Raw genomic sequence first — 14,685 nt, 5'->3', positions numbered from 1 at the left:
TGGGGCGCGCTAGTATAGCGGCGAGCCCGCACCGGCCCAGCCACGATCCGTCAGCGCACGGTCCGCCAGAGCACCCCTTGAACGAAGTCCATCCGAGCCGCGTTTCTCCCCGTCCTTCGCGACTGCCTCCGGGCCGGATGGAGCTGGCTGCTGTGGTGGATGCGCTGCTGGCCGACGGCGTGATCTCGCCGCAGGACGCCGAACGGGCCAAAGTGTCCGCCCGCCAGGGGCGGGCCAACGACGCGGTGCACCCGCTGGTGCTGCTGGCCAACCTGAAGCTGGCTTTCGTGCCCAGGCCCGGCGCGGAACTGGGTCTGGAGCAGCTGACCGAATGGTTGGCGAAGGAAACCGGCCGTCCCTACCGGCGCATCGACCCCACCCGGCTGGACGTGGCCGGGATCACCGATGTCGTGTCCCACGCCTACGCCCGCCGCCACCGGATCCTGCCGCTGGAGGTGGCGCCGGACCGCGTGCTGATCGCCACCAGCGAGCCGCTGGCGCTGGACTGGCTGCCCGACGTGGCCAGGCTGTTGCGGCGCGAGATCGACCTGGTGGTGGCCAGTCCGCTGGACCTGCACCGCTACACCATGGAGTTCTACGGCGTCACCCGCTCGATCCGCGGCGCGCGTGATCACCGCGAAGCCGATGGCGAAGGCAGTGCGCCCAGCTTCGAGCAGCTGGTGGAACTGGGACGCACGGGCGACGTCAACGCCGACGACCACCACATCGTCAACATCGTCGACTGGCTGCTGCAGTACGCCTATGAGCAGCGTGCGTCCGACATCCATCTGGAGCCGCGGCGCGACATGGGCGGGGTGCGTTTCCGCATTGATGGCGTGCTGCACAAGGTGTTCGAGATGCCGCCGCCGGTGATGACCGCGGTGGTCGCGCGCATCAAGGTGCTCGGGCGCATGGACCTGGCCGAGCGTCGGCGCCCGCAGGATGGCCGCATCAAGACCCGCTCGCCGGGTGGGCGCGAGGTGGAGATGCGCCTGTCGACCATGCCCACCGCGTTCGGCGAGAAGTGTGTGATGCGCATCTTCGATCCGGACACCGCGTTCAAGCCGATCGATCAGCTGGGCTTTGACGCCGCCGAGGCGGCCACGTGGAACGCGCTGGTGGAGCAGCCGCACGGGATCATCCTGGTCACCGGGCCGACCGGATCGGGCAAGACCACCACCCTGTATTCGACCCTGCGCACCCTGGCCACGCCGCAGGTGAACGTGTGCACGGTGGAAGACCCGATTGAAATGGTCGCCCCGGAGCTCAACCAGAGCCAGGTCCACCACGGCATCGATTTCGGCTTTGCCCAGGGCGTGCGCACCCTGCTGCGCCAGGACCCGGACATCATCATGATCGGCGAGATCCGCGACCTGGACACCGCGCAGATGGCGGTGCAGGCCTCGCTTACCGGGCATCTGGTGCTCTCGACGCTGCATACCAACGACGCGCCCTCGGCGGTGACCCGCCTGTTGGATCTGGGCCTGCCGCACTACCTGATCGCCTCCACCCTCACCGGGGTACTGGCCCAACGCCTGGTGCGCACCCTGTGCCCGCTCTGCAAGCGTCCGGAGGCGGTGGGCGCGGATGGCTGGGAGGCGCTGCTCGGTCCCGGCGAGGCCGTGCCGGCGGGTGAAACCATGGGCCCGGTCGGCTGTCTGGAATGCCGCAAGACCGGCTACATGGGCCGGGTGGGGCTGTACGAATTGATGCCGCTCACCCCGGCGCTGCGCGCGCTGATCCGGCCGGACATGGAGCTGGCCGGATTCTCCGGTGCAGCCCGCGCGGGTGGCCTGCGTACCCTGCGCCAGGCCGGCGCGGCCAAGGTTGCCCAGGGGCTGACCACCATCAAGGAAGTGCTCACCGTTCTTCCGCCCCGCGAGTAGATCGGGGCTACGCCCCCGACGCCCCGCGAATCACGCAATCCGGCGTTCACCGCAAACCCTGATTCACGTGCCTTCGCGCGCATGGCGCGCTCCTACAGAATGGGTGCGGTATCGTCGCCAGCTCTCTCCCCTCTGCCCTGGAATGCCCGCGATGTCTGTTGATCCCCGTCCGTTGCTCATCATTGCTGCCGGTCGCCCCGTGCCATCGCTGCGCCGCCAGGGCGATTTCGGCCACTGGATCCGCGTGGCTGCGGGACTGCACCGCAGCGAGGTGGAAGTGGTGGACGTGGAGTCCGGCGAACCGCTGCCACCGCATGACGGGTTTTCCGGCGTCATCATCAGCGGCTCGGCCGCCATGGTCACCGAGCGCCTGGAGTGGAGCGAGCACTGCGCGGGCTGGCTGCGCGAAGCCGCCGAAGCAGGCGTGCCGGTGCTTGGCATCTGCTACGGCCACCAGCTGCTCGCCCATGCGCTGGGCGGCGAAGTGGCGGACAACCCCGAGGGGCGGCGGATGGGGACATTCGAGGTCGAGCTGCTGGAAGCGGCGGCGGATGATCCGCTGTTCGCCGGTCTGCCTGCCCGCTTCCCGGCGCATATGACCCACGTGCAGGTGGCGAGCCGGCTGCCGGAGGGCGCGGTGCTGCTGGCCCGCACCGGACACGATCCGCTGCACGCGTTCCGCTGGGGCGCGGCCACGTGGGGCGTGCAGTTCCACCCCGAGTTCAGCGTGACCCACATGCGCGGCTACATCCGTGCCCGCGCGCATGTGCTGCGTACGGGAGGCGCCGATCCGGAGGCGTTGCTCAAGGACGCGCGCGCCGCGCCGGTGGCGCGCGAAGTGCTGCGCAGGTTTGCGCAACTTGCGCGTACTACACTTGCGCCCTCTCAAACGGATTGACGGACCGGATCTATGGGCAATGCCAACAGGGTTAGGGCGGGCGCAGGCGCGGAGTGGCTGCTGGGCGGCTTCGGGCTGCTGAAAAAGGCACCGCTGGCGCTGGGCCTGGTGGGCCTGGTTTTCGCAATCATTTCGGTGCTGCCGCTGCTGTTCATGGGCGCGGGTCCGCTGCTGTCGATGCTGGCTCAGCTGGCACTGGTGCTGCTCACCCCGATCCTGCTGGGCGGGCTGATCTACGCGGTGCGCGAGGTGGACCAGGGTCGTGAAGCGCACCCCTCGCACCTGCTGCAGGCCTTCCGCGAGGGCCGGGCCGTGTCGCTGGTGGCTCAGCTGGTTCCGCAGATGCTGGCTGGCCTGCTGGCCATCGTGCTGCTGGCGGTGATGGTTGGCCCCACCGCGCTGCAGAACATCGTGGTGGCGATGGAGCAGACCCAGGGCCAGAATCCCGATCCGACCCTGTTCGATGGCTTCCCGATGGGCCGGTTTGCGCTGTGGTTCCTGGGGGCGATTGTGATCGGCATCGTGACCTACATGTTCACCTTCCTGTTCCAGGCCCAGGTGATGTTTGAAGGCGCGCGGCCGTTTGCGGCGATGAAGCGCAGCTTCCAGGCCTGCATGGCCAATATCGGCGCCTTCCTGGTGTTCATGGTGCTGCTGCTGATCGTGGCCGTGGCGATCCTGATCGGCGCCCAGATCGTGGGTCTGATCCTGGGCATCTTCGGCGGTCAGGTGGTCGCTGCGGTTGGCGCACAGCTGCTGATGATGACGGTGCTGATGCCGGTGCTGATGGGCGCCGTCTATCTCGCCTGGCGTCAGCTGCTGGGCGGCCAGGCGGTCGCCGGGACGACGCCGCAGGCGACCGGGATCGAACTCTGATATCAGGTCCCGCGGCCTCACTGCCGCGGGTGCCGGGGACGTCGGGCGTCAGGCTTCGTTGCTGGCGCCCGCTTGTCGCTTGGGCCCGAGGATGCGCGAGGCGATGATGCCCGCTTCGTACAGCAGCACCATCGGGATCGCCAGCATCAGCTGGGAGATCACATCCGGCGGGGTGACCACCGCGGCGAGGATGAACACACCCACGATCGCGTAGCCGCGCCATTCGCGCAGCTGATCCGGGGTGACCCAGCCCAGCAGGGTCAGGATCACCAGCGCCACCGGCATCTGGAAGCTCAGCCCGAACGCCAGGAAGATCACCATCACGAAGTTCAGATAGGCGTGGATGTCGGTCATCATCGACACGCCTTCCGGGGTCACCGCGGTGAGGAACGTGAATACCGTCGGCAGCACCAGGTAGAACGAGAACGCGCAGCCGGCGTAGAACAGCGTCACCGCCGACACCAGCAGCGGCATCGCCAGCTTCTTCTCGCGCTTGTACAGGCCGGGCGCCACGAACGCCCACAGCTGGTACAGCAGCCACGGCATGGTGGCAACCAGGGCGATGAAGAAAGCCAGCTTGAGCGGAGCGAAAAACGGCGAGGCCACTTCGACCGCGATCAGGTGCGCGCCTTCCGGCAGCTTGTCCAGCAGCGGTTGGGCCAGCCAGGCATACAGGCGGTTGGCGAACGGCAGCAGCCCGAGGAAGACCACCATCAACCCGGTCACCGCCCGCAGCAGGCGGGTGCGAAGTTCGATCAGGTGATCGACCAGGGTGGATTCGGGCGTGCCCTCAGCGTTGCCGGTCATCGCCTTCCTCCGGTCCGGTCCTGTCAGAAAGGAGCTTGGCCTCGCCAGTGCCCGCGCCCTCGCCGCCCGCCGCCGGGGTTGCCGGTGCCTTGAGCGCTTCGCCCGCATCACGGGCGGTATCGCGAACCGAGTCCTCGATCGTGCCCAGCTCGCGGCGCAGGTCCTGGCCCGCGGTGCGCATGGAGTCTTCGGTGCTTTGCGCGGCCTGCCTGGCGTCCTCCAGGCTGCGCTTGAGCTCGTCGGCGGCCAGCTCGCGCTCCAGCTCGCTGCGCACCGAATACCACTGGGCGCGCCCACGACGGATCCACAGGCCGGCAAACCGCGCGGCCTTGGGCAGGCGCTCGGGGCCGAGCACGATCAAGGCGACCAGCGCGATGACGACGAGCTCGGAGAATCCAAGATCAAACATGTCGCAGCTGCCGCGTCCGCGGCGTCAGCGCCGCGCGTTGTCGTTCTGCTGCGCGTCCCGCTGGGAGTCGGTCTCCCGCTGCTGGTCCTCGAGCTTGGCCGGCGGCGTATCGTCGTCCGCGTCGTTAATGCCCTTCTTGAAGCCTTTGATCGCCTCGCCCAGGTCACGGCCGGCGCCGCGCAGGCGCTTGGTGCCGAAAACGAGCAGCACGACCACCAGCACGATGATCCAATGCCAGATGCTGAAAGTGCCCATAAGCTGTGGTCGAAATTCCAGGTTGATCGGAGGGGTCAGGATACCGCAGCCACCCGGCCTTTTGCGGGCGGGCAGTGCGGGGCCTGTTAATGAAGCCGGTTCAGAAGCCGTCGTCGAGCGGTTCGCTGCGGATCTCGCCCTCGGGCACCGGTTCGAACGGCTGCGGCTGGGCTTCGGCGGCAGTCGGCGGCAAAGGCAGGGGCAGGCTTTCTGCGCCCGCGTCCCCAGCGACCGGAGTTTGGCCTGCAGTGGCGGCGTCGGTCGGGGCTGTGGTGGCCACGGTGCTCGACTGGGCGGCTTCGGTGCCGCGCTCGGCGCGCGCCACGGCGGTGGCTTCTTCCAGACGGTCGCGGAAATCCACTACGGCATTCGAGGGCGGGTTCTGCACCCGGCCTTCAAAGATCATCCGTGGCGTGGTGTCGCTGCCGTACACGGCCTGGTTGGCCCGGTCATTGATGCTCAGCACCGCGCCGTCCAGCGCCACGCCGGCGAACAGGCCGCGGGCGCGTGACCAGGACCAGATTTCGGCCTTGAGCTGGCCATCGGTGGCGGTGGATGCGTTGCGGCCCAGCGGCCCGGCAGCCACGCCGGCATCGGCGCCCAGCGTCAGCTTGCCGTTGACGATGCTGTCCAGGCTGCGGTCGTTGCGAAACACCATCACCACGTCGGCGGACTGCACCCCGGCCTGCAGGCCGATGCTGCCTCCGGTCAGGGTCACGAAGACCGGCTGCGACCAGGTGTCATCGGCGGTCTTGACCGACATCAGCCCGTGTCCGCGGCGGCCGCCGATCACCAGCCCGGCCTTGACGGTGTCGGGCACCACCACGATGGCCCGGGCCTCATCGAGCAGCTTGTTGGGAATGGCGCTTTCCGGGATCTCCTGGATCTCGGCCAGTACGCGGACCGCGTTGTGGGCGCGCACGTCTTCGCGCTGGCCGGCGCTGGCTGCAGTAGTGACCGCCAACGATGCGGCAAGGGCGACGGGCAGCAGCAGGCGCAGGCTGGAACGACGGGACACGGACATCGGGATACTCCGGAGGGGATACGGGACAGACCGCACCGGGCGGTGCAAGTTCAGGCCAGGGCAGGGTCAGGCTAGGGGTGATGGCATGAATCGGCAATGAGTCCTGCGCACGGAACCGACTGTCGCAGCCAGGGCGCTGACAGCCGACGCCACCGCCTGTCATCCTATACCGATGACAAACCAAGCTCATCCGTCGCCCGCGGTCGACGCCACTGCGCCCAGTGCATCTTCCCCCGGCCACGACGCCGTCCTGCTGGTCAATCTGGGAACTCCGGACGCGCCCACCGCCGGTGCGGTGCGTCGCTACCTGGGCGAGTTCCTCATGGATCGGCGCGTGGTCCAGCTGACCCGCTGGTTGTGGTGCCCACTGCTGTTTTTCATCATCCTGCCGCTGCGCTCGCCGCGGGTCGCCAAACTGTATGCCGGGATCTGGATGGACGAAGGATCGCCGCTGACGGTGTACACCCGGCGCCTGGCTGAAGCCATGGCCGGCGCCATGCCGGACGTGCGGGTAGGCTGGGCCATGCGCTACCAGCAGCCCTCGCTGACCGCAGCGATCGAGCGTCTGCGGTCCCAGGGCGCGGACCGGATCCTGGTGCTGCCGCTGTATCCCCAGTATTCGACCACCACTACCGCTTCGGTGGAGGACGTGGCCAACCGGGTGGGTGGCGACGCCGTGCGGGTGGTGCACGATTATCACGACGATCCGCAGTGGGTGGCAGCGGTGGCCGAGAGCATCCGCACCTACCGGGAGCAGCATGGCAAGGGCGAGCGCCTGCTGTTTTCCTACCACGGCATTCCGCAGCGCCTGGTGGACCAGGGCGATCCGTATCAGGGTCACTGCAAGGCGGGCACGGATGCCATCACCGCCGCGCTGGGCCTGCCCGAAGGCGAAGCCATCATGACCTTCCAGTCGCGCTTCGGGCGCGAGCAGTGGCTGCAGCCCTACACGGCCGGCACCATCGAGCAGCTGGCGCGGGACGGGGTGAAGCGGATCGACGTGGTCTGTCCCGGCTTCGCGGTCGACTGCCTGGAAACACTGGAAGAGATCTCGATCGAGAATGCCGAGCTGTTCCGCGAACACGGCGGCGAGGAGCTCCACTACGTTCCGTGTCTGAACGATTCGCCGGCCCATGCGAAGCTGCTGGCCGACCTGGCGCGGCGCAAGCTGGCCGCCTGGGCGTGATCGCCTGATGGACGGCCTTTCCCTGCAGATCGCGGGCGGCACCATTGCCGGCCTGCGCAGCGGCACGCCCGGTGCGCGCCGCGTGCTGGCCCTGCACGGCTGGCTCGACAACGCCGCCAGCTTCGTGCCGCTGGCCGGTCACCTTGAAGGGGTGGAACTGGTGGCGCCGGACCTGCCCGGCCACGGTCGCAGCTTCCATCTGGCCGCGGGTGCGGACTATTCGTTTGCCGGCGCGGTGAACACGGTGCTGGAGATCGCCGACGCGCTGGAGTGGGAAACATTCTCCCTGCTCGGCCACTCCATGGGGGCGGGCATCGCCAGCATGGTGGCCGCGGGATGTCCCGAGCGGATCGAACGACTGCTGGCCATCGAGGCCCTGGGTGCATTGCCGGAACCGGCAGGACGTACCGCTGAGCGTCTGCGCGAAGCCGTGGCAGCCAACCGCCAGGTGGACAAGCGGCCGCTGCGCGTGTTCGCAGACCATGCCCCGGCAATTCGTGCGCGGATGGCGGCCAACGCGCTCGGTGAGGCCAGCGCCCGCCTGCTGGTGGAGCGTGGGCTGAAGGAAGTCGACGGCGGCTTCAGCTGGAGCAGCGATCCGCGCCTGACCCTGCCGACCATGGTGCGGATGACGCCGGAACAGGTTGACGACCTGGTCGCTGGCATTGCCTGTCCCACCAGAGTGATCTACGCCGATCCGCCCCAGCCCTACCTGCCCGAGCCCGACCGCAGCCGTCGCGCCCGGCTGCTGCCGCAGGGCGAGCTGGTGGTGATCACGGGCGGCCACCACCTGCACATGGAGCAACCGGCCGAAGTGGCCGCCGCCATCGGCGATTTCCTCGCGCGCTGATCGTGCCGCTACCGGGTGGACAGCAGGGCGCGCAGGGTGCCTTTCAGGCGCGCGCCCTCGGCGCGGAAGTAATCCCGGTGCCGGCGCCAGTCCGGGCAGCGCAGCTCCACCTCGTGCCAGAACGCGGGCGAATGATTGGCCTGGATCAGGTGGCACAGCTCGTGCACCAGCACGTATTCAAACGCCTCGGGGTCACCGAGCACCAGCGACAGGTCGAGTGACATCGCGCCGCCCGGCGCCAGCGACCCCCATTGCGATGACATCTGCCGCAGCCTGATGCGGCTCGGCGCGGCCGGCAGGCCAGGCAGGTAACCCGGCAGCCAGCGACCGATGTCGGTGCGGGCCTCGGCTTCGTAGAAATCACGCACTGCCCGGGAGATGGCCGCCGGGCCGGCGCTGGCCGGATATTGCATGACCAGCCCGTCGTTCTCCTGCAGCAGCCGCGTGTAGCGGGCCGCCTGCCAGCGCAGCGGCAGCAGCGAGCCCCGCAGCGGCAGGGTGGCATCCTGGCCGGGAACCAGTGAGTGGACGTGCGGCGTGGCGCGCTTGTCCAGCTGTTCAATCAGCCAGTCGCGATGCTCAAGGACGAAGCGCTCACCCGCCGCCAGGCTGGCGCGCAGCGGCAGGGTCAGGCGGGCCCCACGGTCGTTGACGCTGAGGCGGATGCGGCGTGCGCGCGGATCGCGCACCCGCACGATCTCGAGCCCGCCGCCATCTTCGAGCGGCACCTGCATGACATCACGTTCGATCCGGCGTGGACGCGCTGTCAGCAGGCGGCGCATCGGCTCAGCCGTCGGCCTTGGACAGCTTCAGGGCCGGCTCCAGGATCGAGAACAGGCGCCTGAATTCGCCGCTCATCAGGGCAAAGCGGGCGTCGAGTTCGGCGCGGATGTCGTCGGGATCGCTGGCTTCCAGCTGGTCGACGGCGCCCTCCAGGAACTTCCACTTGCGGATCACCAGATCTTCGCCGAGTACGAACGACACGTGATCGTCCAGGTTGAGCGCCAGTTTGGTGACCTGCTTGCCCGATTCCAGGTGCCGGGTGATTTCGTCGGACTGCAGTTCCTGGCGCTGGCAGCGCACGATCGCGCCGTGGTCATCGGCGTCCTTGAGTTCGCACTCCTCGCCCAGCGTCAGGCCTTCGGGCAACGGCTCGCCGGCGATCCAGCCGGTCAGCACCGCGCGCGGCGAGACTTCGGCATTGAGCGGCAGGGCCGGGAAGCTGCCCAGCGCGCGGCGGATTTCAGACACCACCGTCTCGGCGCTCTTGCGGCTGGAAGTGTCGATCGCGCACACGCCATGGGTCAGGTCCAGCAGCGCGTCGGTGCGGCCGGGGCGCACGAAGGCGCGCGGCAGCAGCTCCTGCACCAGGTCGTCCTTCATCTGCTTGCGCATCCGGCCGCCGGGCTTGCGCCCTTCCTTCTCCTCGACTTCGGCCAGCTTCCTGGCCAGCAGGTCGTTGACCACGGCGCCTGGCAGCAGCCGGTCCTCGCTGCCCACGGTCAGCCACAGCGCATCACCGAGGCGGTGGGAGAGGGCTTCGGCGCTGCGGCCGAACGGGGAGATGAAGCCGCGCGAGGACAGCTCCAGCGGGCCGACCGGCTTGAGCGTGGCTTCCGCCAGGCCGTCGTCCAGGTGCGACAGGTCGAGGGAAGGAGAGAAGCGGAACAGGGTGAGGTTGCGAAAGAACATTCAGGGACCGTGTTGGGCAGTTGTCAGGGGAATCCGCCGGTGGCCGCGCGCCCGGTGGGTGCTGCGGTGCGGTGGGCGAGGGGGTATCAGACCGGGTTGGTGTCGCCGGGGGTGAGACCGAGGAAATCGAACAGCTTCGGATCAGCCAGCTGCGAGGGCCGGATATCGGCCAGGGCGCGGGCGATGGTCTCGATCCGGCCGGGGGTTTCGCGCTCCCATTCGGCCATCATCCGCTGCACCTGCTTGCGCTGCAGGTTCTCCTGCGAGCCGCACAGGTTGCAGGGAATGATCGGGAACTCCTTCAGGCGCGCGTATTCGGCAATGTCCGTTTCGGCCGCATACGCCAGCGGCCGGATCACCACGTGGCGGCCATCGTCGGACAGCAGCTTGGGCGGCATGCCGCTCAGCTTGGCGTGGAAAAACAGGTTGAGGAAAAACGTGGCCACCATGTCCTCGCGGTGATGGCCGAGCGCGATCCTGGTGATGCCGTTTTCGGCGGCCCAGGTGTACAGCGCGCCGCGTCGCATTCGCGAGCACAGCGAGCACATGGTCTTGCCCTCCGGCACCACCCGCGAGACCACCGAATAGGTGTCCTGCTCGATGATGTGGAAATCAACTCCAAGCGAGTGCAGGTAGTCGGGCAGGATGTGCTCCGGGAAGCCCGGCTGCTTCTGGTCCAGGTTGACCGCGATGATGGAGAAATCGATCGGTGCTTTTTTCTGCAGCTGCCGCAGGATGTCCAGCAGGGTGTAGCTGTCCTTGCCGCCGGACAGGCACACCATTACCCGGTCGCCGTCCTGGATCATCCCGTAATCGGCGATTGCCCGGCCGGCCTGGTGGCGCAGGCGTCGGCCGAGCCGGTCGATGTCGCGGCGCTGGCCCAGCGGGTCGTTGCCGCGGGAAGGCATGACCGGTTCGGGCAGGGGAATGACGGTGCTCATCCGGCCATTGTAGCGGCAGGGCCTGCGGGCCCCGGGGGCTTTTGGCGGCGGGAAAGGCGACAATAGGCCCCCATCCGCCGCCGAGGACCCCGCCTGCCATGTCCGATACCTCCCTGACCCGTTTCCTGATCGAGGCCCAGCGCGAGGGCCATATCAACCCGCAGCTGCGTCTGCTGATTGAAGTGGTGGCGCGCGCCTGCAAGCGGATTTCCGTGGCGGTGGGCAAGGGCGCCCTGAGTGACGTGCTGGGCGATGCGGTCAGCGGCGCCGGCGGCAGCAGCGTCAACGTGCAGGGCGAGGCGCAGATGAAGCTGGACGTACTGTCCAACGAGATCCTGCTGGAAGCCAACGCCTGGGGCGGGCACTTGGCGGCCTGTGCTTCGGAAGAGATGGAGCACTGCACGCCGGTGCCGGATGCGTCGCTGCGGGGCAACTACCTGCTGCTGTTCGATCCGCTGGATGGCAGCAGCAATATCGACGTGAACGTCTCGATCGGCACCATCTTCTCGGTGCTGCGCGCCCCGGAAAACGCCGGTGAGCCGCGCGACGAGCATTTCCTGCAGCCCGGCACCGACCAGGTAGCGGCTGGTTACTGCATCTACGGGCCGCAGACCCTGCTGGTGCTGACCGTGGGCAACGGCACCCACGCCTTCACCCTGGACCGCGAGCTCGGCGCGTTCGTGCTGACCCGGCGCGACATCCGGATTCCGGAGGAAACGAAGGAATTCGCCATCAACATGTCCAACCAGCGGCACTGGGAAGATCCGATGCAGGCCTACGTGGCCGATCTGCTGGCCGGCGAAACCGGGCCGCGCGGCAAGAACTTCAACATGCGCTGGGTGGCCTCGATGGTGGCCGATGTGCATCGCATCCTGACCCGCGGCGGGATCTTCATCTATCCCTGGGACAAGCGTGAGCCGGATCGGCGCGGCAAGCTGCGGCTGATGTACGAGGCCAATCCGATGGGCATGCTGGTGGAGCAGGCCGGCGGTGCGGCCAGCGATGGCCGGCGCCGGATCATGGACATCCAGCCGGACAAGCTGCACCAGCGGGTGCCGGTGTTCCTGGGCTCGCGAAAAGAGGTTGAAGAAGCCTGCCGCTATCACGCCGAACACGACGCGGCGGGCGGCGAGCGCCCGCCGCAGTAGCCTGCAGCCTTGGGCGCCCGAACGTGGGCGCCCGGCCGGGGCAAGCTCCGGCCAGGGCGCCTGATGCGATCCGTCAGTCTTTCTGGGCTTCGGGCGTTTCTTCAGGCCGCGCCGCTTCCGGGCTGACCTTCTCAATGGTGTGGCGCAGCTCGCGGCCCAGGATCAGCTTGGCATCGCGGGCCCAGCCGTCCAGACGCTCGTCGAAGGTGAGCTTGCTGTTGCCGTCCAGCTTCACCAGCTCCAGCTCGCGCAGTTTCTGGATGAAGCCGCGGAACAGGCTCTTGTCGAAGAACTCCGGTGCAGCCGGCGCGTACAGCAGGCTCAGCCGCTGCGCGGCCAGCTGGCACAGGCTTTCCAGTTCGCCCGCGCCCAGCGTGCCAGGGCCGTTCTTGGCCAGCACCGATATGGCGATGTAGTAGCGCTCGAACGCCTGCTGCAGCGGATGGCCGATCGCACGCAGGCGGAACACCTCGTCGGTCTGGCCGGGGCTGCGCTGGTAGATGCCGCCATCGTCCTCACCGGTGCGCTGCAACAGCCCTTCGCGCACGAACACGTCCAGGGTCAGGGCGATGCGTTCGGAGAAATTGTCGGCATCCCACGGCAGGAACAGTTCGCCCTGCAGGAACGGGTACAGCTCGGCGCCCAGTCGCAGCAGGGTGGCGTGGCTCATGCGCCGGTTGTTGAGGAAGCAGCACGCGATCCACGCCGACGCGGTAAACAGGTGCACCACGTTGTTGCGGAAGTACGACAGCAGCACTGCCGTGTCGCCGTCGACGCTGAGCACGTCACCCAGCGGGTGGGCAATGCGGTTGAGGATGCCGATTTCTTCGCCGTGGGCCACGATCTCGGCCGGCGTATGCGGAGTGATCGTGACCAGATCGCTGTAGGGCACCTCGGTCAGCAGCGTCCGGGACAGGGCGATCTGGGCCAGCAGGTCGGCCTCGCCCATGGCGTGCTTGGGCGTGGACAGCAGGGCCAGCGCCAGCAGGTTGACCGGATTGACGTCGGCGGCGCGGTTGATGTTCACCTGGATCCGCTGGGCGATGCGTTCGACCGTGGCCGACAGCCACGCGGGCTTTTCTTCTTCGGAGATGGGGCTGCCGTTCCAGTCCGGCGCATGTTCGGCCAGCGCTTCGGTGAGCGGGATCGCCTCGCCAAAGTTCACCACTACCTGGCCGTAATTGGAGCGCAGCACCCGCGGGATGCCGCGCAGCAGCTGCCAGATTGATTCCTTCTTCTTGTTCTTGCCCGACAGCTCGTCCAGGTAGCTGTTGCCCTCCATCAGCTTCTCGTAGCCGATATAGACCGGTTGGAACAGCACCGGCCGGGTGGGCTGGCGCAGGTAGGCGCGCACGGTCATGGCCAGCATCCCGCCCTTGGGGGCCAGCAGCCGGCCGGTGCGCGAGCGCCCGCCTTCGATGAAGTATTCGATCGAATAGCCGCCGGCCACCAGCTGCGCCACGTATTCGGTGAACACCGCCGAATACAGCGCATTGCCGCGGAAGCTGCGGCGGATGAAAAACGCCCCGCCCTTGCGCAGGACGGTGCCGATCACCGGCAGGTTGAGGTTGATGCCCGCAGCGATGTGGGGGGGCACGATGCCGCGCACGTACAGCAGATAGGACAGCAGCAGGTAGTCCATGTGGCTGCGGTGGCAGGGCACATAGATGATCTCGTTGCCCGGTGCCACGGCCTTGAGCCGGTCCAGGTGATGCACCAGCACGCCGCGGTAGATCCGGTTCCACACCGTGGTCAGCAGGAAGCTGGCCGAGCGCACCAGCGGGTGCGAGTAATCGGCGGCGATTTCCCAGGCGTAGCCGTGGGCCTTCTTCCAGGCGTCCTCGGGCGTGCTGTTGTCGCGCCGGGCCTGGTCGGCAATGCTTTCCTTGACCGCAGGCGTGGCCAGGACCTTGTCAATCAGCAGCCGCCGGGTCGAGAGGTCCGGCCCGATCACCGCCTCGCGGATGCGGTTGAAGTGGGTACGCAGCACCCGCGATACCTTGCGCACGGTGCGCTCGGGCGTCAGGCCTTCTTCCACGCTGGCACGAAGCTCCACAGGCGCGGCGAAGCGGACCATCGTGTCGCGGCCGTTGAGCAGGATGGTCAGCAGCCGCCGGAAGCGGCCCACCAGCGCCCAGTTTTCCGAGAACAGCACCGAGAACCAGCCGCTGGCCTTGTCTGGCGAGCGACCGACGAAGATCGAGACCGGCACCAGCAGCACGTCCAGCGACGGATCGTCGCGATGGGCGTCAAGCAGGCGCGCCAGGGATTCGGAGTGGGTCTTGGTAGGAGGACGCTTGCCCGGAGCCAGCGCGCCCAGGGTGGATCCCGCGTTCCGCCGGGAGAGCGCCACGTAGGCGCGCTTGCGTCCGAGCGGATCGCCCGGCAGCGGCTGCAGCGGAGAAGGCAGGCCGGCCTGGCGGCAGGCGCGCTCCAGGATCAGGGCGTTGGAGAGGCCGTAATCCTCGAGCACGTAGCAGACCGGGCGCCCGTCCAGAAATCGCTCGGGATCGGCGGGCTCACTCTTCAGGCCGATCCACGGACCCAACAGGCCGCCAAGCACGCGCGCCCACAGCGGGCGTTTATAGGGGCTCACCGTGGCGCGCGCCGACGCGGCCGGCTGGGTGTCGATGGGCGCTGCGGTGTCCGGCTTTTCCGGAAAAGGCAGGCGCGACTGATCAGAGGATTGCGACATGGGTGCATTATCACCCAG

The 14,685-nt window shown here is 68.0% G+C and carries 14 protein-coding genes; 6 read left to right on the top strand and 8 right to left on the bottom strand.

Going from position 1 to position 14,685, the window contains the following annotated elements:
* Nucleotides 1-137 precede the first annotated feature (137 nt).
* From WCE59_RS12190 to WCE59_RS12180, 3 genes are all read left to right on the top strand, one after another.
* A complete protein-coding gene (locus WCE59_RS12190) occupies nucleotides 138-1,886 on the top strand; it encodes a GspE/PulE family protein (protein ID WP_343259049.1) in 1,749 nt (582 codons plus the stop codon).
* A gap of 151 nt (nucleotides 1,887-2,037) precedes the next feature.
* Complete coding sequence (locus WCE59_RS12185; RefSeq protein ID WP_343259048.1) at nucleotides 2,038-2,784, top strand: glutamine amidotransferase; 747 nt, start codon at nucleotides 2,038-2,040, stop codon at nucleotides 2,782-2,784.
* A gap of 12 nt (nucleotides 2,785-2,796) precedes the next feature.
* Complete coding sequence (locus WCE59_RS12180; RefSeq protein ID WP_343259047.1) at nucleotides 2,797-3,660, top strand: BPSS1780 family membrane protein; 864 nt, start codon at nucleotides 2,797-2,799, stop codon at nucleotides 3,658-3,660.
* Between the two features lie 48 nt (nucleotides 3,661-3,708).
* Here WCE59_RS12180 and tatC read toward each other — a convergent pair whose 3' ends face one another.
* The 4 genes from tatC to WCE59_RS12160 all read right to left on the bottom strand — a co-directional run bounded on the left by tatC (nucleotide 3,709) and on the right by WCE59_RS12160 (nucleotide 6,155).
* Nucleotides 3,709-4,467: a twin-arginine translocase subunit TatC gene (gene tatC, locus WCE59_RS12175; RefSeq protein ID WP_343259046.1), complete on the bottom strand. Its 759-nt coding sequence runs from the start codon at nucleotides 4,465-4,467 to the stop codon at nucleotides 3,709-3,711.
* Nucleotides 4,451-4,876, bottom strand: coding sequence for a Sec-independent protein translocase protein TatB (gene tatB / locus WCE59_RS12170; protein ID WP_343259045.1), 426 nt, complete (start codon nucleotides 4,874-4,876; stop codon nucleotides 4,451-4,453). The genes tatC and tatB overlap by 17 nt, the downstream gene beginning before the upstream one ends.
* 24 nt (nucleotides 4,877-4,900) lie before the next feature.
* On the bottom strand, nucleotides 4,901-5,131 hold the full coding sequence (gene tatA / locus WCE59_RS12165; RefSeq protein ID WP_343259044.1) for a Sec-independent protein translocase subunit TatA: 231 nt from the start codon (nucleotides 5,129-5,131) through the stop codon (nucleotides 4,901-4,903).
* Between the two features lie 100 nt (nucleotides 5,132-5,231).
* Nucleotides 5,232-6,155 (bottom strand): lipid-binding SYLF domain-containing protein, encoded by a 924-nt coding sequence (locus tag WCE59_RS12160; protein WP_449284163.1) that lies wholly within the window; start codon nucleotides 6,153-6,155, stop codon nucleotides 5,232-5,234.
* Nucleotides 6,156-6,327: 172 nt separating this feature from the next.
* Between WCE59_RS12160 and hemH the strand changes: the two genes are divergently transcribed.
* Entirely contained in the window at nucleotides 6,328-7,341 is a 1,014-nt protein-coding gene (hemH, locus tag WCE59_RS12155) for a ferrochelatase (RefSeq protein WP_343259043.1), read from the top strand.
* Between the two features lie 7 nt (nucleotides 7,342-7,348).
* Complete coding sequence (locus tag WCE59_RS12150; RefSeq protein WP_343259042.1) at nucleotides 7,349-8,191, top strand: alpha/beta fold hydrolase; 843 nt, start codon at nucleotides 7,349-7,351, stop codon at nucleotides 8,189-8,191.
* An 8-nt stretch (nucleotides 8,192-8,199) separates the two neighbouring features.
* On the opposite strand, the gene WCE59_RS12145 is transcribed toward WCE59_RS12150, so the two are convergent.
* From WCE59_RS12145 to ttcA, 3 genes are all read right to left on the bottom strand, one after another.
* A complete protein-coding gene (locus WCE59_RS12145) occupies nucleotides 8,200-8,973 on the bottom strand; it encodes a M48 family metallopeptidase (RefSeq protein ID WP_343259041.1) in 774 nt (257 codons plus the stop codon).
* A 4-nt stretch (nucleotides 8,974-8,977) separates the two neighbouring features.
* Nucleotides 8,978-9,883, bottom strand: coding sequence for a recombination-associated protein RdgC (locus WCE59_RS12140; protein ID WP_343259040.1), 906 nt, complete (start codon nucleotides 9,881-9,883; stop codon nucleotides 8,978-8,980).
* A gap of 86 nt (nucleotides 9,884-9,969) precedes the next feature.
* Nucleotides 9,970-10,824 carry a tRNA 2-thiocytidine(32) synthetase TtcA gene (gene ttcA, locus WCE59_RS12135; protein ID WP_343259039.1) on the bottom strand — a complete coding sequence of 285 codons (855 nt, stop codon included), beginning with the start codon at nucleotides 10,822-10,824 and terminating at the stop codon, nucleotides 9,970-9,972.
* A gap of 98 nt (nucleotides 10,825-10,922) precedes the next feature.
* On the opposite strand from ttcA, the gene WCE59_RS12130 reads away from it, so the two are divergent.
* A complete protein-coding gene (locus WCE59_RS12130) occupies nucleotides 10,923-11,972 on the top strand; it encodes a class 1 fructose-bisphosphatase (protein ID WP_343259038.1) in 1,050 nt (349 codons plus the stop codon).
* Between the two features lie 73 nt (nucleotides 11,973-12,045).
* Here the strand turns inward: WCE59_RS12130 and plsB are convergent, their stop codons facing one another.
* Nucleotides 12,046-14,667 (bottom strand): glycerol-3-phosphate 1-O-acyltransferase PlsB, encoded by a 2,622-nt coding sequence (gene plsB, locus WCE59_RS12125; protein WP_343259037.1) that lies wholly within the window; start codon nucleotides 14,665-14,667, stop codon nucleotides 12,046-12,048.
* Nucleotides 14,668-14,685 lie beyond the last annotated feature (18 nt).

Origin of the sequence: Luteimonas qiangzhengi, from assembly GCF_039548515.1 — a bacterium.
In the GTDB taxonomy this organism is placed as follows: Bacteria; Pseudomonadota; Gammaproteobacteria; order Xanthomonadales; family Xanthomonadaceae; genus Luteimonas.
This window is presented reverse-complemented; position numbering and strand designations above follow the sequence as displayed.